General features: G+C 56.0%; 18 protein-coding genes. 10 read left to right on the top strand and 8 right to left on the bottom strand.

The annotated features are described in order from the left end of the window. Nucleotides 1-2: 2 nt before the first annotated feature. Genes H9Q16_RS15965 through H9Q16_RS15955 form a run of 3 tightly spaced genes read right to left on the bottom strand, consistent with a single transcriptional unit; the run spans nt 3 to nt 3,624 of the window. A complete protein-coding gene (locus H9Q16_RS15965; protein ID WP_191076405.1) occupies nt 3-1,718 on the bottom strand; it encodes an MlaD family protein in 1,716 nt (571 codons plus the stop codon). Then, nucleotides 1,718-2,500, bottom strand: a complete 783-nt coding sequence (locus tag H9Q16_RS15960) for an ABC transporter ATP-binding protein (protein WP_191076404.1) — start codon at nt 2,498-2,500, stop codon at nt 1,718-1,720. Before H9Q16_RS15960 ends, H9Q16_RS15965 begins: the two co-directional genes overlap by 1 nt. A gap of 5 nt (nt 2,501-2,505) precedes the next feature. Then, a complete protein-coding gene (locus tag H9Q16_RS15955) occupies nt 2,506-3,624 on the bottom strand; it encodes an ABC transporter permease (protein WP_191076403.1) in 1,119 nt (372 codons plus the stop codon). A 152-nt stretch (nt 3,625-3,776) separates the two neighbouring features. Here H9Q16_RS15955 and H9Q16_RS15950 point away from each other — a divergent pair, with 152 nt between their 5' ends. Both H9Q16_RS15950 and H9Q16_RS15945 read left to right on the top strand, forming a co-directional pair. Beyond that, nucleotides 3,777-4,205: a c-type cytochrome gene (locus H9Q16_RS15950; protein ID WP_191076402.1), complete on the top strand. Its 429-nt coding sequence runs from the start codon at nt 3,777-3,779 to the stop codon at nt 4,203-4,205. Nucleotides 4,206-4,238: 33 nt separating this feature from the next. After that, nucleotides 4,239-4,883: a cation:proton antiporter gene (locus H9Q16_RS15945; protein ID WP_246455777.1), complete on the top strand. Its 645-nt coding sequence runs from the start codon at nt 4,239-4,241 to the stop codon at nt 4,881-4,883. 146 nt (nt 4,884-5,029) lie between these two features. Here H9Q16_RS15945 and H9Q16_RS15940 read toward each other — a convergent pair whose 3' ends face one another. The 3 genes from H9Q16_RS15940 to H9Q16_RS15930 form a co-directional block, all read right to left on the bottom strand. Further along, nucleotides 5,030-5,353 (bottom strand): TraR/DksA family transcriptional regulator, encoded by a 324-nt coding sequence (locus H9Q16_RS15940; protein WP_191076401.1) that lies wholly within the window; start codon nt 5,351-5,353, stop codon nt 5,030-5,032. Nucleotides 5,354-5,873: 520 nt separating this feature from the next. After that, complete coding sequence (locus tag H9Q16_RS15935; protein WP_191076400.1) at nt 5,874-6,086, bottom strand: YgaP family membrane protein; 213 nt, start codon at nt 6,084-6,086, stop codon at nt 5,874-5,876. 87 nt (nt 6,087-6,173) lie between these two features. Beyond that, nucleotides 6,174-6,842, bottom strand: coding sequence for a Crp/Fnr family transcriptional regulator (locus H9Q16_RS15930; RefSeq protein WP_191076399.1), 669 nt, complete (start codon nt 6,840-6,842; stop codon nt 6,174-6,176). Between the two features lie 119 nt (nt 6,843-6,961). Between H9Q16_RS15930 and H9Q16_RS15925 the strand changes: the two genes are divergently transcribed. Genes H9Q16_RS15925 through H9Q16_RS15905 form a run of 5 tightly spaced genes read left to right on the top strand, consistent with a single transcriptional unit; the run spans nt 6,962 to nt 13,467 of the window. Continuing rightward, nucleotides 6,962-7,474, top strand: a complete 513-nt coding sequence (locus tag H9Q16_RS15925) for a flavodoxin family protein (RefSeq protein ID WP_191076398.1) — start codon at nt 6,962-6,964, stop codon at nt 7,472-7,474. A gap of 57 nt (nt 7,475-7,531) precedes the next feature. Continuing rightward, entirely contained in the window at nt 7,532-8,239 is a 708-nt protein-coding gene (locus tag H9Q16_RS15920) for an ATP-binding cassette domain-containing protein (RefSeq protein WP_191076397.1), read from the top strand. Nucleotides 8,240-8,244: 5 nt separating this feature from the next. Further along, a complete protein-coding gene (locus tag H9Q16_RS15915) occupies nt 8,245-10,608 on the top strand; it encodes an ABC transporter permease (RefSeq protein ID WP_191076396.1) in 2,364 nt (787 codons plus the stop codon). Between the two features lie 4 nt (nt 10,609-10,612). Beyond that, complete coding sequence (locus H9Q16_RS15910) at nt 10,613-11,824, top strand: efflux RND transporter periplasmic adaptor subunit (protein ID WP_191076395.1); 1,212 nt, start codon at nt 10,613-10,615, stop codon at nt 11,822-11,824. Further along, nucleotides 11,821-13,467: a PHA/PHB synthase family protein gene (locus tag H9Q16_RS15905; RefSeq protein WP_191076394.1), complete on the top strand. Its 1,647-nt coding sequence runs from the start codon at nt 11,821-11,823 to the stop codon at nt 13,465-13,467. The genes H9Q16_RS15910 and H9Q16_RS15905 overlap by 4 nt, the downstream gene beginning before the upstream one ends. 9 nt (nt 13,468-13,476) lie before the next feature. Here the strand turns inward: H9Q16_RS15905 and H9Q16_RS15900 are convergent, their stop codons facing one another. Continuing rightward, nucleotides 13,477-13,815: a phasin family protein gene (locus tag H9Q16_RS15900; RefSeq protein WP_191076393.1), complete on the bottom strand. Its 339-nt coding sequence runs from the start codon at nt 13,813-13,815 to the stop codon at nt 13,477-13,479. A 129-nt stretch (nt 13,816-13,944) separates the two neighbouring features. On the opposite strand from H9Q16_RS15900, the gene H9Q16_RS15895 reads away from it, so the two are divergent. Next, entirely contained in the window at nt 13,945-16,545 is a 2,601-nt protein-coding gene (locus H9Q16_RS15895; RefSeq protein WP_191076392.1) for a cation-translocating P-type ATPase, read from the top strand. On the opposite strand, the gene H9Q16_RS15890 is transcribed toward H9Q16_RS15895, so the two are convergent. After that, entirely contained in the window at nt 16,510-17,580 is a 1,071-nt protein-coding gene (locus H9Q16_RS15890; protein WP_191076391.1) for a hypothetical protein, read from the bottom strand. The two genes, H9Q16_RS15895 and H9Q16_RS15890, sit on opposite strands and share 36 nt — an antisense overlap. Nucleotides 17,581-17,628: 48 nt before the next feature. Between H9Q16_RS15890 and H9Q16_RS15885 the strand changes: the two genes are divergently transcribed. Then, entirely contained in the window at nt 17,629-18,345 is a 717-nt protein-coding gene (locus H9Q16_RS15885) for a VIT1/CCC1 transporter family protein (RefSeq protein WP_191076831.1), read from the top strand. A 69-nt stretch (nt 18,346-18,414) separates the two neighbouring features. Beyond that, on the top strand, nt 18,415-19,542 hold the full coding sequence (locus tag H9Q16_RS15880; protein WP_191076390.1) for a site-2 protease family protein: 1,128 nt from the start codon (nt 18,415-18,417) through the stop codon (nt 19,540-19,542). Nucleotides 19,543-19,843 lie beyond the last annotated feature (301 nt).

Below are 19,843 nucleotides of genomic sequence, written 5' to 3'. Positions count from 1 at the left end.
GTCTATCTCCTGTAGTCAGGCACGCGGCCATCCAGCAAAAAACGCGCTGGATCGCGCTCAATCCGGCGCACCAGATTGCCCAATATGTCGACCAGCGTGCGCGCTTCGGCGGCAAGGCGAGTGAACTCCGGCAGCCCCTTGCTCGCAAAATCGTTGAGACCCGGCGCGCTGTTGGCCACCGCCGTCTGGATTTGGCGTGCAACCGTATCGCTGCGGGCGATCAAAGCGCGCAATTCCGATGTGATGGCTGGCATGTCCTTTGTAACCTCCGTAATCGCTCGACTGATCTCATCAGATGCGGTTCGGATGTCGGTCATCATCGGTGCAAAATCGGTATCAAGAACTGTGCTTGCTGCGTCAAAAGTGGTCTGCGCCGATGCCAGCGTGCCCTCGGCTACGTCCAATGTTTTCTCCAACGCGGTCAGGCTACCCTGCGCTTTGGTGAATAGCGCATTGGCGGACGCGATAGCGCCCTGCGCTTCAGAGGCGAGTGGATCGAACTGGTCGGTCAGTCTGGTGAGGTTCGCGGCAACGTCATCAATCGCTTCCCCAGCAGTTGTTACCCCTGCACGAATGTCGGTCATGATGGGGGGCACCTGATCCAACACTATTGTATCAATCGTCTCAATTGCGCTCTTTGCGTCACCCAGCACTGCGCGGGCCTCGGCGACCAGCAATGAGCCGTCACCGTCAACGAGGAGATCGAAACTGTTTGACGCATCGGTCACCGCAAGAAACGCGGTGCTGGCTTCTTGCAAGGTCTTCTCAAGTTCGACAAGGCGGGCGTTGAGAAGGTTTGATGTGTCCGTGAAATCATCCAATGTGACAGCAGAACGCGTTTGCAGGTCCACAATCGCAGCATTCGTTTGCGCAGAAATTTCGGAAACCTGGGCTAGGATATGCGGCACCTGATCGTTCAATATCTGCCGAGCACGATCAAATGTGGCCTCAACACTATCAATCGCCTCTACAGATCCGGTCAGGGCGGTGTCTGCTGTTTCAAAGGCACCGGTTGCAGCGGAGAGTGTTTCGTTTGCCTGCTCAAGCGTTGTGGTGACAGAGGCACCAATTGCATCAAGGCGTGCTGTGAAGTCGGTGATTTGTGCAGTCGCGTCTCGTACGGTGCCAGTGATTTGCGAGAAATCTTTCAGGGCCTGATCAAGATTGTTGGAAGAGGCATCCAGATTTCGCAGGATGTTGGTGACGTAGGCTTGGTTCTCTGGCCCAGTCAACGCCTGAAACTGTTCAAGCAGGCGTGTCGCCTCGTGCAGAAGATCAGGCGCGTCCTGAACAATGGTCTGGACGGTTGATCGTTTTGAGGGGATCAGCAACCAGCCATCTGCATCCGCGCTCAATGGAGGGGCGGCAGGGGTGCCACCCGAAAGCGAGATATACGCCACACCCGTCACGCCCTGTGATTGCAGTTGTGCGATTGTGTCGGAACGGACGGGCGTGTCCGCTTCAATCTCAATCGTGGTGAACACTTTCGAGGGATCTTGCGACGCGATCTGCAAGCCGATCACACGGCCGACAGAGATGCCATTGAACACCACGTCTCCAGAAGGGTCGAGACCGGACACGTCTTCAAACAGGATGCCATACGTTTGATACTGTTTGTTCACCTGAACCGAAGCCAGCCAGATGAAAAATGCCAAAGTGCCGACAATCGCGCAGAGCGTAAAGACGCCAATCAGGATGTAATTCCCGCGCGTCTCCATCAGACGATCCCTTTCCCTGCGGATGAAAGCGCTGCACGGGCGCGAGGTCCATGGAAATACTCATGTACCCATGGATGATCGATGGCCAGCATTTCCTCCATCGTACCCACCGCCAAAACCTTGCGATCAGCCAGCACGGCGATGCGATCACAAATGGCGTGCAAGCTGTCTAGATCATGCGTCACAAGGAAAACGGTCAACCCCAGAGCCGCCTGCAACTGCTTGATCAACGTGTCAAAGGCAGCGGCACCGATGGGGTCGAGACCCGCTGTCGGCTCGTCCAGAAACACAATTTCGGGATCCATCGCAATCGCCCGTGCAAAACCCGCCCGCTTGCGCATCCCACCCGACAACTCGGATGGATATTTCGCCATTGCATTTTCCGGCAGACCGACCATGCGCACTTTGATGCCGGCCAGCGTCTCGCGTAACGTATCTTCGAGGTCCAGTTGTTCCCTCATCGGCGCCTCAACATTTTGGCGCACGGTCAGTGACGAAAAGAGCGCCCCGTCCTGAAACATCACGCCCCAGCGGCGCCGCAGGGCACGGTGTTCGGCATCTGATGTGTCGCGCACGCTTTGGCCAAAAACCTCGATCTGTCCAGCGTTCGGCTCCAAGAGCCCCACAATCGCACGTAGCAGCACGGATTTCCCAGTGCCTGACCCGCCAACCACGCCTATGATCTCTCCCTGCCGCACGTCCAGATCAAGACCTTCATGCACCGTGTGCGTTCCAAACCGTGTCACAAGGCCACGCACGCGAATGGTGGGATTATCTTTCATCTACATCATACCCCTACGATGGCGAAAAAGATGGAAAACAGGGCATCCATGACGATCACCATGAAAATCGACAAGACCACCGAAGCAGATGTCAGGCGGCCCAGAGATTCCGCGTTGCCGCCCACCTTCAAGCCTTCGTAACAGCCGATGATCCCAATGATCAGGGCAAAAAAAGGAGCTTTGATCATCCCGACGCTGAAGTGCCAGACATCGGTGTTGCTGACGAGCCGGGTTTGAAAAACGGCAGGCGAAACACCTAGTTCAATCCATGACATCAGCGCGCCACCGATCAGACCGGAGATATCGGCAATGAATCCAAGCGCGGGCAGCATCAACATCAGTGCCAACACGCGCGGCACAACAAGGATTGTCACAGGATCAAGGCCCAGTGTGCGCATTGCGTCAATCTCTTCGCGCATCTTCATTGACCCTATTGCGGCGGTGAAGGCAGAGCCGGAGCGGCCCGCAACGATGATGGCCGTCAGCAGGATGCCCAATTCGCGCAGAATAGAAATGGCGATCAGATCGACGACAAAGACCTCTGCCCCGAATTGCCGCAACTGTGCGGATCCCTGAAAAGCCAATACAACGCCAATCAGGAACGCCATCAGCGCCACAATCGGCACGGCACTGACGCCAATCTCCTGACAGTGATGCACAACCGAGGTGAGCCGCAGACGGCTGGGATGGCGCAGAATGCCAGCCAACGTGGCCACGACCTGACCCAGAAACGAAATTAGCTCAACTGCCATGCGCCAGCCGCGCGTGACCTTTTGGCCAAAAGCCTCAAACCGGTCCGCAATTGTAAACGGCTTGGTTTCCGGCTGATCCGGGGGCGGCATATTGCGCGCTACGGTTTCTATCAATTGCGCCTGTGCCGATGTCGCGCCGATGATTTCAAGAACTGTGCCTTGCTTTGCCATTTGAATTTGCCGGTCGACCAGAAACCACGCACCTGCCGTGTCCATCTGCTGGAGTTGACTGACATCAAATCGCGAGGCGTCCTGTCCAAAGTCTTGATCTAGTTGCTCAATGGTATCGATCAACAATCGGCCACTAAGTCTAAGAACACCCCCATCGACGAGCGCCCCGAGACGTTTGGGCGGCAAACCAGAGCGCGCCATCAAGGATCGCCAAGGTTAGCTGTGAAATTGAACTGTATGCACATATCCCAGTCAGTCTTAGTGGGAGGTACGATCGTGTCCTTGATACAAATCAATCGGGTACCGAAGCCATCGTGCGACATAGGAAAAGAAGATTCAGCAAGGAACGCGCCATGCAATTTCGAACCGCCATCTCCATGAGTATGGGTGCGGCTTTGCTTACAGCTTGCACGCTGGACACCAATCTACCCCAAGATACCTTCGCCAACGAAGCGGTTGAACGTGGGCAAATTGTCTATGCTAAGGAATGTTCGCAGTGCCATGGTGCCGCTGGCGAAGGAGCGGGGCCTGCCTCGCTGGGTTTGGGGGTTGTACCGCCTGAATTGGTAGGGTTAAGCGCAGGCAACGCTGGAATTTTCCCGCGTACATATGTGCGCCAATACGTCCTTGGGCTGACCGAGGAAAACGATCTTGCAGGGCCGATGCCAGATTTCGCGCGTGTAGGATTGCACCATGTGCACCCCAAGGGCGGTGCTGATGGTGAAGTGTTGGAAACCGATTTCGAAAGCTTGCTGGATTACCTTGAAGCGATACAGGAATAGACCTGTTCAAAGCTTAAGTTGGGAATTCGTGTGATGACTGATCCCTACGCACCGATGACTTTAGGTTCGCTATTCTGCGTGGGGTTGGCCGCCGACCAATTGGGACGCAGGACACAGATCCCCCGCGCAACACTGCTGCTGATCTGCGGACTGTTGGCAGGCACGATAGGATTGCTGCCTGACCAGATGGCCATGTTTACTGATGCTGTCAAAGTCTCTGCTTTGACACTGGTTGCTGTATTCCTCTGCGGGGTATTGGTGCATGGCGTTGTCATTGGCCTGCCGGCTGCACATCTCACAGGGCGGATTTCAGACGGCAAGCCACTGCAGATCGAGGCCCTCACCATCGGGTTTCTAACTGCTGGTCTCGCGGTATGGTTTGGCGTGTCTTTCCTGCTGATAGGCATGTTTTTAGGGACGTTGATTGTGAACCTAGCGGCATATCACACCCGCGCCTTTCATGAGATTGAGCACGTGCAATGGCCTTTCATGATCGTCTTTTTCATACTTGCAGGTGCAGCGCTTGAACTTGAAACGCTGTTGAACATGGGCGCGGTCGGAGGCGCGTTGATCGCTTTTCGGACGGTTTCGCGACTGCTGGGCGGCTGGATCGGGGCCGCGATATCTGCTGCACCACACGCGCAACGCCCCTTATTTGGCATAGCGTTGTTACCGTAGGCCGGGGTCGCCATCGGGATGGCTTTGATCGCGGGGCAAGCCTTGCCAGCTTGGGCGGATCAATCCATCGGACTGATCATTGGTGCGACGGTGATTTTCGAACTGATAGGCCCAATCGCAACCCTCTGGGCTGTTCGCCGCAGTGCTCAAGCAGCCTGAGCACATCGCTTGCAAAGTGGCGCATAGGGTACTGCCTCCAAACGCGCATCGGAGATGGGTTCCTCGCATTTTGCGCAAGTGCCGTAAGAACCATCCTTTATTCGCCCCAACGCTAGCTTGAGCAGCAAGATCTCCTTCTGCGCAGCTGCACCGAGGCTCTCCAACACTTCGTCGTCTTCAAGGTCGATGGCCTGATCGTTCAAGTCCGCCGACTTGGGTTCGCCTAACTCATGATCGACCTCATGAATGCGCACATCTAGTTCTTCAAGGCGGTCTGTGATCAGTTTCCTGAAGTGTGAAAGGTCAGGCATTGTATATCCTCAATCGGTTGTTTGACGCCACCATACCCAAGACGGAAACGCTTTGATTGATCAGTATCAATGCCTTCGGCCGCTGGTCGGGAAATTGAACCCATCAACAAGAAAAGCCGTAAACAGACCGAAGGTCGGCAAACCGTGCGTGGCCGTCGTCCCAGCCTACAGCCGCCAGCCCAGCTCCAAAACGAGTCCCCAAAGCCGATAGTGATGAAGGATACGATTGCGAACTATTGACCAGATTCAAGATGTTAGAAAAGCCCTAATGAGAGGTAAAACATCGTCCCCAAAAAATGGAACTGTCAAGCACCAGCAATATCCAAAGCGCAAGGGGAGCATGCACGCGAGCATCGAAGTCGCCATATCCGCCAGAGCGGCTCGCGGGCCACGCTGCACCCGACACAATGACCGTTACTCCCATGATCCGCTCGCGCAAAGGCGTTAGGCGGAAAGCAGCAAGACCGATCAATTTGCCTCCTGTGAAGCAGGCCGGTGGTGTCGATAAAGTCTCAGTTGTTCAAAGCTTGCAGGTCGAGACACCGAAGATACGGTAAAGCGGGCAAAATCGGATAAGTGCGGAAAGAACGAGGATCAATCCAACAGCTATACTGCCATAGGCCAAGGCAGAGCTGGACCATATGGCGGGCATGTTCAGCAACGGCAAAACGATCAATGCGATGCCGAGAATTGCTCTTAACAAGCGATCGGGGCTTCCTAGGTTGGCAGTCATATCTGTATCCTTTCCGAGGTTACTATTGTCATATTGCTTCGAGATGGCGGACCTGTCTGTGACATTGTCACAAGAACCGCATATCGCTCAGGATGCCTGGGCCAAACGACCGATGGCTGCAGGATCGCGGAGTTCGATCAAGCCGCGGCTCAGGGTCAACCATCCGCGCCGCTCGAATTCCTTCAGCTGCCGTGAAACGACTTCGCGCGCCGTTCCTAGTTCCAAGGCCATCTGCTGATGCGTCACGTGCAGAGCCTTGTGCGCATCCTGAAAATCGAGCAGCTTTTGTGCCACGCGGATGTCCATGCGCTTAAAGGCAATTTCTTCGATCACCATGAAAAGGTCGGTAATCCTTTTTGAATAGGCCTCGAAAACGAATGCGCGAAATTCTATCGAGACCGCCATCAGTTTATCAAATGTGTCGCGCGGAATCAGGATCGCTTCGACATTCGTTTCCGCGACACCCTCTGCAGAATAGTCTTCAAAGGCGAGGAGGCACGCCGTGGTGAGCACGCAGCTTTCCCCGGCATGCACACGATAAAGCACGATCTCGCGGCCCGATTCAGAAAGTTGCTGCACCCGGACTGTGCCAGATCCCAGAAGCAACAGGTTTTCTGCCGGTTTGCCAGGTCCGAAGATCACCGCATCTTTCTTCAAAACCGCCGGAACCGCCTGTTTATTGAGCAGGTCTGAAACCGCCGGCGAAAGGTTCTCAAGACCGGGAAAACTGAACCGCCATGTATGATCATTGAGCATGAATTCGTCCTTGTTGGGGTTGTTCTAACTCTCGGATCGCGAGCTTCCATTGATCTTTGTCAAATGGACGTCGCCCCTTTGGATGCAGACCTTGGCAACCGAACAAAGGAGACACCCGTATGTCCAAAGATACGCCGGAGATTTGCATCGCTTTTTACTCACGGTCAGGTCACTCTAGACGGCTTGCGGCCAAACTGGCGGAGGAACTCAATGCCGATAAGGTAGAGATCACTGCACCCAAGTATAGCAATCGTATTTTGGGATACATACGCGCAGGTTTTGACAGTCTCCGCCAGAAAGGTGCGTTGGGATCTCAAACTTTTGGCGCTCTGACGAAGTATCGCCACGTGATCCTCGTTGGCCCGGTTTGGACCTCCTACCCCGCTGTGCCGTTGCGCGCCTTGATGCGGCAGGGTGATGCTCTGCCGCAGGTCGTTTCGATTTTTCTCACTTCTGGCGCGCATTCACCACCTGAGAAGGCCTTTGCGGCCGGCGTGTCAGACCTCGGCCGTCGTTTTGTTGCGACAGGTGCCCTGCCCAACTCTGCCGAAGGCACCGCGCAGGAGAATCGCACAATCTCGAGTTTTCTGTCCGAATTGCAGGAGCCGGGCGGATTGATCTCCCGGAATTGAGATCAATCAATCTCTACATCGCGATCAATTTTATGTTGGTCACAACAGGAGGAAATCGTGGCCGACGTCATATTCAGAACCCAAGGCATCACCAAAGTATATGACACCGGCGAGGTCCAGGTTTTCGCCTTGGCGGGTGTAGATCTGGAGCTCTACAAAGGTGAGCTTACCGTGTTGCTCGGCCCCTCGGGCAGCGGGAAATCAACGCTGTTGAACATTCTTGGAGGTTTGGATCACGCAACCGATGGACGTGTTTGGTTCGAAGATACCGAACTAACCGATCTGCCTGACCGGGGGCTGACGAAGTACCGCCGGGATCACGTGGGCTTTGTCTTTCAGTTCTACAATCTGGTGCCCAGCCTGACCGCGCGCGAAAACGTGCAACTGGTCACGGATGTCGCGCCCGACCCGATGCCTGCAGAAGAGGCGCTTGCTCTGGTCGGGCTTGGCAAGCGGATGGACCACTTCCCCTCAGAGATGTCGGGCGGTGAACAGCAGCGCGTCGCCATCGCGCGTGCCATTGCCAAGCGTCCGCAGATTCTGCTGTGCGATGAACCCACAGGCGCACTGGACAGCACCACAGGGGTGCAGGTGCTTGAGGTCTTGCGCGACATTAACGAACGCTTTGGCACGACGACTGTTGTGATTACCCACAACGCAGAAATTCAGCGCATGGCGCACCGAGTGATCTTCTTTCAGGACGGCAAGATCAGCGAAGTCCGTACGAATGAGACCCGTCTTTCCCCGTCCGAGATCGTGTGGTGAACGTTATGCAAGCGATAGACCGGAAACTGCTTCGTGATTTCAAACGGCTTTGGATACAGGCCGTCGCGATCGCGTTGGTGCTGGCCTGTGGTGTGGCGATCATGCTGACGTCGGTAGGCATGTATAACGCGCTGTCAGAAACGCGGGCCGCCTACTATGAACGCAATCGTTTTGCCGATGTATTCGCGATCACGACACGCGCGCCCCGGTCCTTGCTGCCAGAGATTGCTCACATTGACGGGGTGCTTGGCATTGAAGCTCGTATCTCTGGCGAAGCAATCCTGGATATTCCCGGACGCAACCGCACAGCCGTTGGGCATATCCTGTCATATCCCGAAACCGCCGATCCAGTGCTGAATGTTCCGTTGCTTGTCTCCGGCCGCTTTCCTGATCCGCTCAGCTCAGGCGAAGCTGTGGTAAACGCGCCCTTTGCAAATGCCAATGTCCTAACTGAAGGTGACAGCTTCAGCGCCAATTTGCGGGGGCGAAAACGGGAACTGACCATTGTTGGCACCGTCCTGTCGCCCGAGTTCATCTACACCATCGGGCCCGGCGCAATGATGCCTGACAATTCGGCCTTCGGAGTTATCTGGATGCCCGAACGCGCCGCCGCTGCCGCCTATGACATGACAGGGGCTTTCAACAATATCTCGTTGTCCCTGGCCGCAGGCGCGCAGACCCCGCCGGTGATCGATGCACTTGATACCCTGCTGGAACCGTTCGGCGGTTTGGGGGCTTATGACCGCACGACCCACCAGTCGGATGCCTTTCTGGACGCTGAGATCAATCAGCTAAAAGGCATGGCCGCGATCCTGCCACCAATATTCTTTGGTATCTCGGCCTTTCTGGTCAGTATGGTCATGGGTCGGATCATCTCGCTGGAACGCAGCGAAATTGGTCTGCTTAAGGCCATCGGCTATTCCAATACCGAAATCTGTTTGCACTATCTGATGCTTGCCGGGCTGATTGCTGTCGTAGGTGTTGGGGTCGGCTGGCTGGCAGGCACATGGCTGGCGCGCGACACGGCCGCGCAATACGCGGAGTTTTTCAACTTTCCCTACGTGATCTTTCGGGTGTCCTATTGGGTCTATGCGGCGTCGGGTCTAGCCGGGCTGCTGACGACCAGCCTTGGCGCCGCGCATGCCGCCCTGAAAGCCGCCAAACTGGCCCCTGCGATTGCGATGCAGCCCCCTGCCCCACCTCGGTTCAAGCGGTCCATCATAGATGAGGCGATGGCGCGGATGCAGCTGGCGCAATCTACCGTCATGATCTTCCGCTCGTTGTTGCGGTGGCCCCTGCGCAGCTTTCTGACGTCTCTGGGTCTCGCTTTTGCCGTGGCATCCGTGATCGCCGCAACCTTCATCAATGACGCTTTGGATGAGATTGTCGATCTGGCATTCTATCAAACCAACCGGCAGGACGCGATGCTGCTGTTTGCCAGCGACGTGCCCGAAACAGCCGTAGAAGACGTGCGCCATCTGCCAGGGGTGCTGCAGGCCGAAAGCCAGCAGTTTCATGCCGCCATCCTGCGCCACGGGCATTTGAGCAAACGCGCCGCGGTCGAATCCCGTCGCCCCGGCAATGACCTGAGCCGGGTTCTGGATGCCGAGGGCCGTCTTTTGGATGTGCCGCCCGGCGGCCTTGTGCTTTCCGAACGATTGGCCGGACATCTGGAGGTGCAGGCGGGCGACAGCATCGAGGTCGAATTCCTCAGCGGCAGGCGCGAGACGTTTCTGCTGCCTGTCACCGCACTGGTTGAACTGCATTTCGGGCTGGGCGCTTACATGGATTTCGAGACCATGAACGCGATGTTCCGCCAGGCGCCGCGCGTTTCAACGGTGAACGTCACACTGGATGAAAGCCAGACTGAAGCCCTGCACGCTGCGATCAAGAAAACGCCCCGGATCACGGGCATTGTCGAGATGAACGAAAACCGACGATCCTTTCAGGACACGATTGAGCAGAACATCGTTGTAATGAACACGATCTACATTGGAATTGCGGTGCTGATCACCGTCGGTGTCACCTACAACGCCGCGCGCATTCAACTGTCCGAACGCGCCCGTGAACTGGCCAGTCTACGCATCCTCGGCTTTGGCCGGGGCGAGGTTTCCTACATCCTGATGGGAGAAATGATGCTGATTGCGCTCATCGCACAGCCCTTCGGCTGGCTCATCGGTGCTTGGATTGCGCAACTGATGACCAATGCCTTTAGCAGTGACCTATACGCGATCCCGCTGGTCCTGAAACCTGCAACCTTCACCGTTGCCAGCCTCGTCGTTCTGACAGCCGCCTTCGTTTCCGTGATGATCGTACGCCGGCGGCTCGATGGACTTGATCTGGTTGCCGTCATGAAAACAAGGGAGTGATCCGATGTCCTATTCCACCCGCACGCTGGTTCTGATCGGTTTCGGAGTTACTCTGGTGGCCGGGCTGTCCTATGTCAGCTTTCGCGAGGATCCTGTACCGGTCGATCTTGCCACCGTCACCCGCGGCCCGCTGGAAGTGACGATCAACGCGGATGGTCAAAGTCAGGTGCGCGACCTCTTTGAAGTCGCCTCTCCAATCTCTGGCACAGCGTTGCGTTCTCCTGTGTCCGAAGGCGATCGGGTTAGCGCAGGCGAGACGGTGGTTGCCGTTGTGCAACCCGCCTCTTCTGGCTTACTGGATGCTCGCGCACAACTTCAGGCCGAAGCAGCGCTGCAAGAGGCATTTGCCGCAAAGCATGTGGCGCAGGCCGATCTGAAACAGGCTGAAGAAACAGCGCGCTTTGCCCAGTCCCAGTTTGAGCGGACGCAGGCCTTGGTCAGCAGGGGCGTTGCCTCAATCACACGAATGGAAGGCGACACACAACGCCTCGCCGTGGCGAATGCGACGATTGAGGCGGCGCAGGCTCGCATCGAAATGGCCGACGGGGCGATTGAACGCGCGCGTGCCACCCTGCTCTTGCCGGAAAGCGCTGAGACAGCAAAAAAGAGTTGTTGTGTTGAGGTGAAGGCCCCCAGCGATGGTGTTGTTTTGTCCGTCGAGGCAATAAGCGAGCGCCCCGTCAGCATCGGTACGCCGCTGGTCAGTATCGGTGATCCGGACGCGCTGGAGTTGGTCGCCGATATCTTATCAAACGACGCCGTGCGGCTTGAGCCCGGCGCGCTGGCCTATGTTGAACGTTGGGGCGGTGCGGACATTCTGGAAGCCAGGCTGGACCGCATTGACCCAAAAGCGCGCACCAAGGTTTCGGCACTTGGAATCGAAGAACAGCGGGTCGATGCATATTTTGATCTGACAACACCTGCTGACAAGCGACCCAATCTGGGGGACGGATTTTCTGTCTTTCTGCGGATTGTCGAATGGCGCGCCGATGATGCCCTTCAGATTCCGCTCAGCGCTGCCTTCCGGTCTGACGATGGTTGGGCGGTGTTTGTGGCCGTCGAGGGGTTGGCCGAAAGACGCGCTGTGATACTGGGTCGACGCAATGACCGAATGGTCGAGGTGCTGAGCGGTCTGGAAGTCGACGAGCGGGTTGTGACGCATCCAAGTGACGATATCGCCGCTGGCGTTTCACTGGTGGAAAGGGCTGCGTTATGAAAAAGGAGCGCATAGTCTCGCGTGGCCTAGATGCCAATTTGCACGCGGCATTAGGACAAGTGACCGGCGGTCTTTCCCCGGCGACCCTTGCGACGGCCTTTCTCGACTGGTGGCTGCACATGATTGGATCGCCAGAGAAACAAGCGGAACTGATAAGGCTTTCATTGGAGCCGTCGATACGGGACGGCGAGAAAGACCCCCGGTTTGCCGATCCCGCTTGGGAGGCTTACCCCTACAATATCATGTCACACAGCTTTTTGGCGGCACAGAATTGGTGGGACGCAGCAACGACCGACATGCACGGTGTTGATCCGAAACACGCCAAAATCGTCAATTTTGTAACGCGTCAGTGGCTTGATATGATTTCGCCCGCCAACTTTGCGGCGACCAATCCTGTGGTACAAAAGCGCACGCAGGAGGAAGGCGGTCAAAACCTGTTACGCGGTGCACGTTATTGGATGGAGGATTTCAACCGTTTGCTCGCCAAAAAACCACGCACGTCCGATAGGTACGTGGTTGGCAAGGATCTGGCCACAACACCCGGCGATGTCGTGATGCAGAACGATCTAGTGGAATTGATCCGCTACCGACCCACCACAGCAAAGGTGCATCCAGAGCCGATCCTGATCGTTCCGGCATGGATCATGAAGTTCTATATTCTCGACCTGACGGCGCAACGCTCGCTTGTTGCCTACCTTCGGGATCAAGGCTTCGAGGTGTTCATTCTATCCTGGAAGAACCCAGATGAGACAGACGCTGATCTGTCGATGAAGGATTACATTGACCTCGGTATCCAAGCTGCGATCCGTCGGGTAAAAGAGTTGGGTCATCCCCGGTTGCACACGGCGGGGTATTGTCTGGGCGGGACGCTTCTATCCATTGTCGCAGCCGCGTTGGCACGCGACGGGGATGAAAGCCTTGCCAGCGTCAGTCTGTTGGCCGCTCAAGTGGATTTTTCGGAGCCGGGAGAGCTGGGATTGTTCATCAACGAAAGTCAGGTGGCATTTCTCGAGGATATCATGGCAACGCAGGGTTATCTCAAAGCAGATCAGATGGCCGGTGCATTTCAATTGCTTCGGTCAAATGATCTGATCTGGAGTCGGGTGATCCGCCATTATCTGTTGGGCGAGCGGACCCCGGACAACCCGCTGATGGCGTGGAATGCGGATGCAACACGCATGCCCGCGCGGATGCACACTGAGTATCTGCGCCGACTGTTTTTAACGAACGATTTGGCAAAAGGACGGTTCAGGGTAGATGACAACGCTGTTGCGCTAAGCGACATCAGAGCTGACATCTATTGCGTCGCGACCGAGACGGATCATGTATCGCCTTGGACATCGGTGTACCGGCTCGCGCTTCTCACTGATACAGACGTAACTTTTGTTCTGACCAATGGCGGGCACAACGGCGGGATACTGTCAGAACCCGGACACAAAGGGCGCCATTTCAGGTTCGCGCATAAAACGGAGGGCGATACGCACATGACCGCGCCCGAATGGTTTGACACCCATGCTGCGCGGGACGGTTCGTGGTGGCCGCATTGGGCTGCTTGGTTGAAGGATCACAGCAGCCACAAAGTGGAAACCGCGGCCCTCAATGACACACTGGGGGCCGCGCCCGGTGACTACGTTTTCGGTTAAATTCGGGTTTCAGTCTTCCTTTGCTGCGAAAGCCTTAGTGCCCATTTCGACCAGTTTACCAGTTTCGGCCTGATACTGATCCATCGCTTTTTGGATGAACTGGGCTTGGATGTGCTGGAGGTCGGAGACATTCTTGCAATGCAGAATCTCGTGCTGCGTCTTCACATCCTCCTTGATCCGTTCCGCAACAAAATGGGCAACTTCCGCACTCATGTCGCTCACAGCTTCAATCCACGCTGTGCCCATGCCCATCATGCTGCCCAATCCAGCCTCCTGAAGCTGAGTGACGGCACTCAACGGTGCCTCGGTAGTCTGTATTCTCTCTTCATTTGGTGACTTGTTTGCCATCGTCAGTCCTCCGGTGAGTGTTCATATGGCGCAATCCTACGGCACTCATGCCACCACCTTTTGACATGGCTCAATCAACCCCCTGCTTTGTGGGGATATCTCAATCACAAAGCGCTCAAAGGATGAACGATGGCAGATGACATCATTCCAACTGGTCTGACAGAGGCCGAGGTGCGCGCCGCCCGAACCCTGCATGGCTGGAACGAACTGCCTACCGTGAAGCAAACAGGCCCTTTTCGCGTGCTGCTCCGACAATTCTCCAGCTTTCTGGTGTTGATCCTCATTGTCGCTGCCGCTGTCGCATTGGCGCTTGGGGAAAGGGTGGACGCACTGACCATCGGGTTGGTAGTCGTCCTGAATGCAGGCCTTGGGTTTGTGCAGGAATGGAAAGCAGAAACTGCGCTTAACACGTTACGCGACATGCTGTCCCCCCAAGCCATTGTCCTGCGCGATGGTCGAGAGCAAGTCCTCCCAGCCAAAGACATCGTGCCTGGTGACATTCTGATCCTCACATCGGGTACAAAGATTGCAGCGGATGCCCAACTGCTGCGTGCGGCAGCATTTTCTGTGGATGAAAGCGTCTTGACGGGCGAATCCATCCCAGTGGCGAAAGGCGATGCTGACGAAAGCAACGCCGTTTTTGCAGGCACATCGGTTACTGCTGGTCGGGCCGAAGCGCAGGTCACTGCAACTGGTGCCACGACGGAATTCGGCAAGATCGCGCATCTGACAAGTTCGGTCGGGTCGAAAACCACCAATCTTCAGATCAAGCTGGGTCATCTGGCCCGTCAACTTGGCATCGCCGCGCTCTTGGTCGCCGCTTGGGTTTCGGGCCTTGGGATCTGGTTAGGACGCGACCTAACCGAGATGGTGATGACCGGCCTGTCCTTATCCGTTGCCATGGTCCCTGAAGGCTTGCCCGCCGTAGTGACCATTACGTTGGCATTGGGCGCGACCGCAATGGTGCGCCACAATGCGCTGGCGCGGCGGTTGCAAGCCGTTGAAACGCTTGGTGCCGCGTCGGTGATCTGCACAGACAAAACCGGCACGCTGACCGAGAACAAGATGACAGCGACACAAATATGGACCCCGGACAGGTCCTATTTGGTGACCGGCACGGGATACGACCCGGCAGGACATATTGAATGGAACGGTGCGCGCATTCGTGCGTCAGATGATCCCGTATTGGGCGCGTTGCTGAAGACTGGGCTCTATTGCAGTCACGCACATCTGACCCGTGAAGGCGACGTCTGGCACATGGTCGGTGCTCCGACAGAAGGGGCATTGATAACACTGGGCTATAAGGGATGGTGCGAGTTGCCCGAAGAACGAAACCTGCTGGCCGAGCTGCCGTTCAGCAGTGCCCGCAAACGAATGTCGGTGTTGTTTCAGTCTGGTGCCACTGCAGAGGTGCTGACCAAGGGCGCGCCCGAACGTGTGCTTGAGATCTGTAGCAATGTGATGACACGATCAGGCGCACGCCCTCTCACCGAAGAAGATCGGGCAGGCATCGAGCATGCCTATACGCACCTTGCGGAAAGTGGTTTGCGCGTGATGGGTTTTGCACGGCGCAACGCGCCCGATCACCAGATTGTTGAGGAAAGCATGACGTTCCTTGGCCTCGTTGGTCTGATCGATCCACCGCGCGAGGAGGTCCGCGGTGCCATTGCAATGGCCAAGTCAGCAGGCATTCGCATCGTAATGATCACTGGCGACAGCCCCATTACGGCCAATGCCATAGCCGGTCAGCTTTCCCTCAGAATCACGCAACATCTGACCGGTGACGCACTGGACGAACTCGACGACAGCCAACTGGGCGATGTCCTGCGCGGTGATGTACTTTTTGCCCGCACCAAGCCGGAACAGAAACTGCGCATCGTCTCTGCCCTGCAGGCGCAGGGGCAAATCGTCGCGATGACCGGCGATGGCGTGAATGATGCACCGGCTCTGAAACAGGCGGATATTGGCGTGTCCATGGGGATCAGAGGAACAGATGTGGCGCGCGACGCGTCGGATCTGGTCCTGCTGGACGACAACTTTGCCACGATTGTTCGCGCCATTGGCGAGGGGCGCCGGCAATTTGCGAACGTGCAAAAGTTTGTACGCTATTTGCTATCCTCGAATGCAGGAGAGGTAATTGCGCTGGTCATCAACATCGCCATTGGCGGACCGTTGGTGTTTCTCGCAACTCAAATTTTGTGGATGAACCTCGTGACCGATGGGGTCACGGCTGTTGCCTTGGGTCTGGAGAAATCAGAACCCGATCAGATGCAACAAAGCCCCCGCCAAAAGGACGCCCCCATTCTGGGCGCGCGCGGGATTGCCACAATCGTTTTGCTGGGCACATACACCGGGCTGTCGAGCCTTTGGATCTTTTTCCATCTGATGGATTTAGGCGTTGACCTCGCGCGCACAACAGCCTTCACCGCCATGGTGGTCTTTGAGAAGGTCAGCGTCTTCGCCTTCCGCTCATTGAGCCTGACCACATCGCGGATCGGGTGGTTCAGCAATCCGTTCCTGCTTGCAGCGCTTACGATCACACTGGGTGCGCAGGTTCTTGCGGTTTATTGGTCACCACTGCAGGTACTGCTGCACACCGTGAAGATTGGGGTTGATGAATGGCTGCTGATCGGTGCCTTCGCACTGCCGATTATCGTGGTGCCGGAGGTGCTCAAAGCAATCAGGCCAAGTGTTTCACCGGACAAAGTAGTAAGCCGCGAGGCTGCCTAGGAACGTGATCAGCACAAGGATTGAATCGAGGCCCAGGTCCCTTACCCGTGGTTTGCGACGCACGATTAATCCAGTGAGATAGATTGCTGTCACCATCAACCCAAAGCCAAGAGCCAGACTGACAGTGCGCGAGGTATCTTGCAGAATTGGCCCCGCGCGAAACAGAATGTCTGCCGGAAAAACCAGCACAAGCATGATCAGGTTGCTTCCAAAAATGTTTGAGATTGCCATGGTGTACGCCCCGATGCGCACAGCCGCGATGCTGGTAGTCAGTTCAGGTAGGGAAGTCGCAGCAGCCAGCAGTGTCACGCCAATAAACCCGGCGCCAAGCCCCGATTGATCGGCAATCCGCTCCGCAAAAATCACCAGCAGCAACCCAAAGATTAAAATGGCAACACAGGCCGCAAACGCCTGCCAAATCAGGGCTGCGTTTCCAGCCTTGCTCAGACCTGTAGGCGCAGGAAAGGCGAGCGGATCGGGATCGGGCAAATCAACCGGCACCCAATCGCTGCTGTTGTCATACCGCCTGAGCAACCAGATCGCGCCGCCGTAGATCACCGCGATGGCGACACTGCCCAACCCAACGCCAGCAACCACAAATGTCTCACCCAGACTAGTGATAATCAGCGCCACGGAAAGTAAAAGCACAAGCAACGTGGCTTCAAGCGCGTGGTTAGCTTTGCGTGGGTAGTTGGTAATCGGGCCCCGTGCCCAGAAATCTGACATCGCGAGGATCGCCGTTTGCAAAGCGATGCCGCCAAAGAGATTGTTCAACACAAGATCGCGCGATTGCTGAACAGCAGCGGTGAGCGTAGTCGCGACCTCGGGTAAGGACGTTGCCAGGGAGAGCAGCAGCAAACCGACCAGCGATTTGGCCAGCTTGAACCGATCCGCCAATGCATCAGCTAGATACGCCAGCCGCGCACCAGCAATCCAGACGCAAGTCGCGCAGGTGGCGAAGCCCAGCAGACTTTGACCGAGCGTTGTTGCGGGAAAAAACATCCCTTCCACATAAAGCGGTTTCGCCCGATACACTTGATCTTGCTCAATCACGCCGCTGAAAGTCTCCTCTATTATGCGAGAATGACTAAGGATCACGGGCACCATCCACAGGAAGTCACAGAGCGTCTTTCTCAAGGCATTAGATACAGCCCGGTGAAAGATATGATTTATGGCGGTATCGACGGTGCGGTGACTACTTTTGCCATTGTCGCCGGGGTCGAGGGCGCAGGCCTATCGCATAGCATCATTGTGGCTCTGGGGCTGGCCAACATTTTAGCCGATGGGTTTTCCATGGCGGCGAGCAATTTTTCCGGCACCAAGGCCGAACTTGATGACCGCAAGCGCATCATCCAGATCGAGGAAGCCCACATAGCGCACTACCCCGAAGGCGAGCGTGAAGAGCTGCGCCAAATCCTCGCGTTGCGCGGGCTTTCTGGCACCGTTCTGGATCAGGCAACAAACGCCATTGCGCAGAGCAAGGAGAAATGGATCGGGCTTATGCTCACGGATGAATATGGCCTTACGCGCCATGATCCTCATCCCGTGCGCGCGGCAATAGCGACATTTGTTGCCTTCTTATTGGCGGGTGCTGTGCCGCTGATCCCATTCGTTTTTGGCCTATCAAACCCGTTCGCTTTATCAGTCTATGCGACGCTTTTAACATTCTTTCTGATTGGCGCAGGCAAGAGCAGGTGGTCGTTATCTCCATGGTGGCGTTCAGGCTTGGAGACTCTGGTCATCGGCGGGACGGCAGCGCTTCTTGCATATGGCGTAGGGGGATTATTCCATCCCAGATAATCGTTTTTGAGCGATGTCAATCTTATGCACCTGCGCCCCGATAAGATCACCGCAAGGACGGGCTCTAGTATGTTCACAAACGCCATAAAACTATTCTCAATCAACAAGTTCGACATCAAGGTCGATCCCAGTTGGCTCATCATAGCGGCCCTCGTTACTTGGAGCTTATCACAACAGTTCTTCCCGGACGCGCTGCCCGGGCGTTCCCCGCAAGCCTATTTGGCGATGGCTATCATTGCCATGCTGGGGCTTTTCGCCTCCTTATTGCTCCATGAATTGGCCCATTCGGTCGTTGCCCGCCATCTGGGCGTGCCAATCAAGTCCATCACCCTTTTTCTATTTGGCGGCGTTGCTGAGCTTGAAGCCGAACCAAAATCCGGGCTGACTGAATTCTGGATCTCGATTGCCGGTCCGTTAATGTCTTTGGCACTTGCGGTGGGGTTTTGGAGCCTGTCAGGAGCGGCTACCCTGATAGACTTGCCACCTGCTTTGATTTCAGTGCTGTTTTATCTGGCGTTGATAAATCTGGTGCTGGCGGTGTTTAATATGGTTCCTGCCTTCCCGCTTGATGGGGGTCGTGTGTTACGCGCCTATCTGTGGCATCGATCGGGTGATGTGCTCGCGTCAACCCGGACAGCAGCACGGTCGGGCATATTCTTTGCGTACTTCCTGATGGCGTTTGGCATAGCCGCTCTATTTCAGGGTGCGATTTTCACGGGCCTATGGCAGATCATGATCGGTGGCTTTGTCCTGATAGCGGCGCGTGCCACGTACACGAGCCAACTCAGCAAATCCGTGTTCGAAGGGCACAGAGTGCAAGCCCTGATGACGCGCGACCCGATCACGGCACACCCAGATATGACGTTAGCTGCTTTCGTCAACCAGATCATGCTACACCACAGTCTCACCTTTGTTCCGGTGACCGAAGGGTCCGTACTTCTTGGCCATATCGACGGCTCTGTTCTCTCAGGTATTGACCGCGAAAATTGGGCAAGCACCCGGGTCGGAGATGTATTTGTTGGCTTGCATGACGAAGACATGGTTTCGCCGAAAACCCTTCTTTCAGACCTCATGGAAAGGATCGGGAAGACGGGCAAGCGCAAATTCATGGTTGTTGAAGGCCACCAGTTGCTAGGCGTGATCACCTTGTCTGACTTGACCGCCTGCCTAAATCAAACCGCACAATCCTTAGGATAAAAAAATAACAGCCCGACGTGAATTCGGACCGGCGGGTACTATCGTTGATGAACGTCCTTGTTCGTCTGCTCAATGACCTCAACCAAATGATTTACAGGCAAGCGCATTTGGCCAGGCGATTTACACGTTGCGTCGTGCTGCATAGGACCACACTGAAAGTGCTGCACTATCCGCGACGCACAGCGATGATCAGATCCGCACCAATTCTATAGCCTTGCTGCAAGGATTCAGGAGCGGCAACGCCATGCGGCACCTGATGTCTCCAGATGCGCGAGACCAAGCGATGAGCACTTGATGCAAA

It is taken from the genome of Sulfitobacter aestuariivivens (assembly GCF_014763045.1).
Classification (GTDB): Bacteria; Pseudomonadota; Alphaproteobacteria; order Rhodobacterales; family Rhodobacteraceae; genus Sulfitobacter; species Sulfitobacter aestuariivivens.
Note: the sequence above shows the minus strand (reverse complement) of the source record. Positions and strands in the feature narration are given on the sequence as shown.

Excerpts from the sequence above, each read along its gene's own strand:
- H9Q16_RS15965 (WP_191076405.1), bottom strand. The coding sequence starts at position 1,718 with ATGGAGACGCGCGGGAATTACATCCTGATTGGCGTCTTTACGCTCTGC.
- H9Q16_RS15960 (WP_191076404.1), bottom strand. The coding sequence starts at position 2,500 with ATGAAAGATAATCCCACCATTCGCGTGCGTGGCCTTGTGACACGGTTT.
- H9Q16_RS15955 (WP_191076403.1), bottom strand. The coding sequence starts at position 3,624 with ATGGCGCGCTCTGGTTTGCCGCCCAAACGTCTCGGGGCGCTCGTCGAT.
- H9Q16_RS15950 (WP_191076402.1), top strand. The coding sequence starts at position 3,777 with ATGCAATTTCGAACCGCCATCTCCATGAGTATGGGTGCGGCTTTGCTT.
- H9Q16_RS15945 (WP_246455777.1), top strand. The coding sequence starts at position 4,239 with ATGACTGATCCCTACGCACCGATGACTTTAGGTTCGCTATTCTGCGTG.
- H9Q16_RS15940 (WP_191076401.1), bottom strand. The coding sequence starts at position 5,353 with ATGCCTGACCTTTCACACTTCAGGAAACTGATCACAGACCGCCTTGAA.
- H9Q16_RS15935 (WP_191076400.1), bottom strand. The coding sequence starts at position 6,086 with ATGACTGCCAACCTAGGAAGCCCCGATCGCTTGTTAAGAGCAATTCTC.
- H9Q16_RS15930 (WP_191076399.1), bottom strand. The coding sequence starts at position 6,842 with ATGCTCAATGATCATACATGGCGGTTCAGTTTTCCCGGTCTTGAGAAC.
- H9Q16_RS15925 (WP_191076398.1), top strand. The coding sequence starts at position 6,962 with ATGTCCAAAGATACGCCGGAGATTTGCATCGCTTTTTACTCACGGTCA.
- H9Q16_RS15915 (WP_191076396.1), top strand. The coding sequence starts at position 8,245 with ATGCAAGCGATAGACCGGAAACTGCTTCGTGATTTCAAACGGCTTTGG.
- H9Q16_RS15910 (WP_191076395.1), top strand. The coding sequence starts at position 10,613 with ATGTCCTATTCCACCCGCACGCTGGTTCTGATCGGTTTCGGAGTTACT.
- H9Q16_RS15905 (WP_191076394.1), top strand. The coding sequence starts at position 11,821 with ATGAAAAAGGAGCGCATAGTCTCGCGTGGCCTAGATGCCAATTTGCAC.
- H9Q16_RS15900 (WP_191076393.1), bottom strand. The coding sequence starts at position 13,815 with ATGGCAAACAAGTCACCAAATGAAGAGAGAATACAGACTACCGAGGCA.
- H9Q16_RS15895 (WP_191076392.1), top strand. The coding sequence starts at position 13,945 with ATGGCAGATGACATCATTCCAACTGGTCTGACAGAGGCCGAGGTGCGC.
- H9Q16_RS15885 (WP_191076831.1), top strand. The coding sequence starts at position 17,629 with ATGACTAAGGATCACGGGCACCATCCACAGGAAGTCACAGAGCGTCTT.
- H9Q16_RS15880 (WP_191076390.1), top strand. The coding sequence starts at position 18,415 with ATGTTCACAAACGCCATAAAACTATTCTCAATCAACAAGTTCGACATC.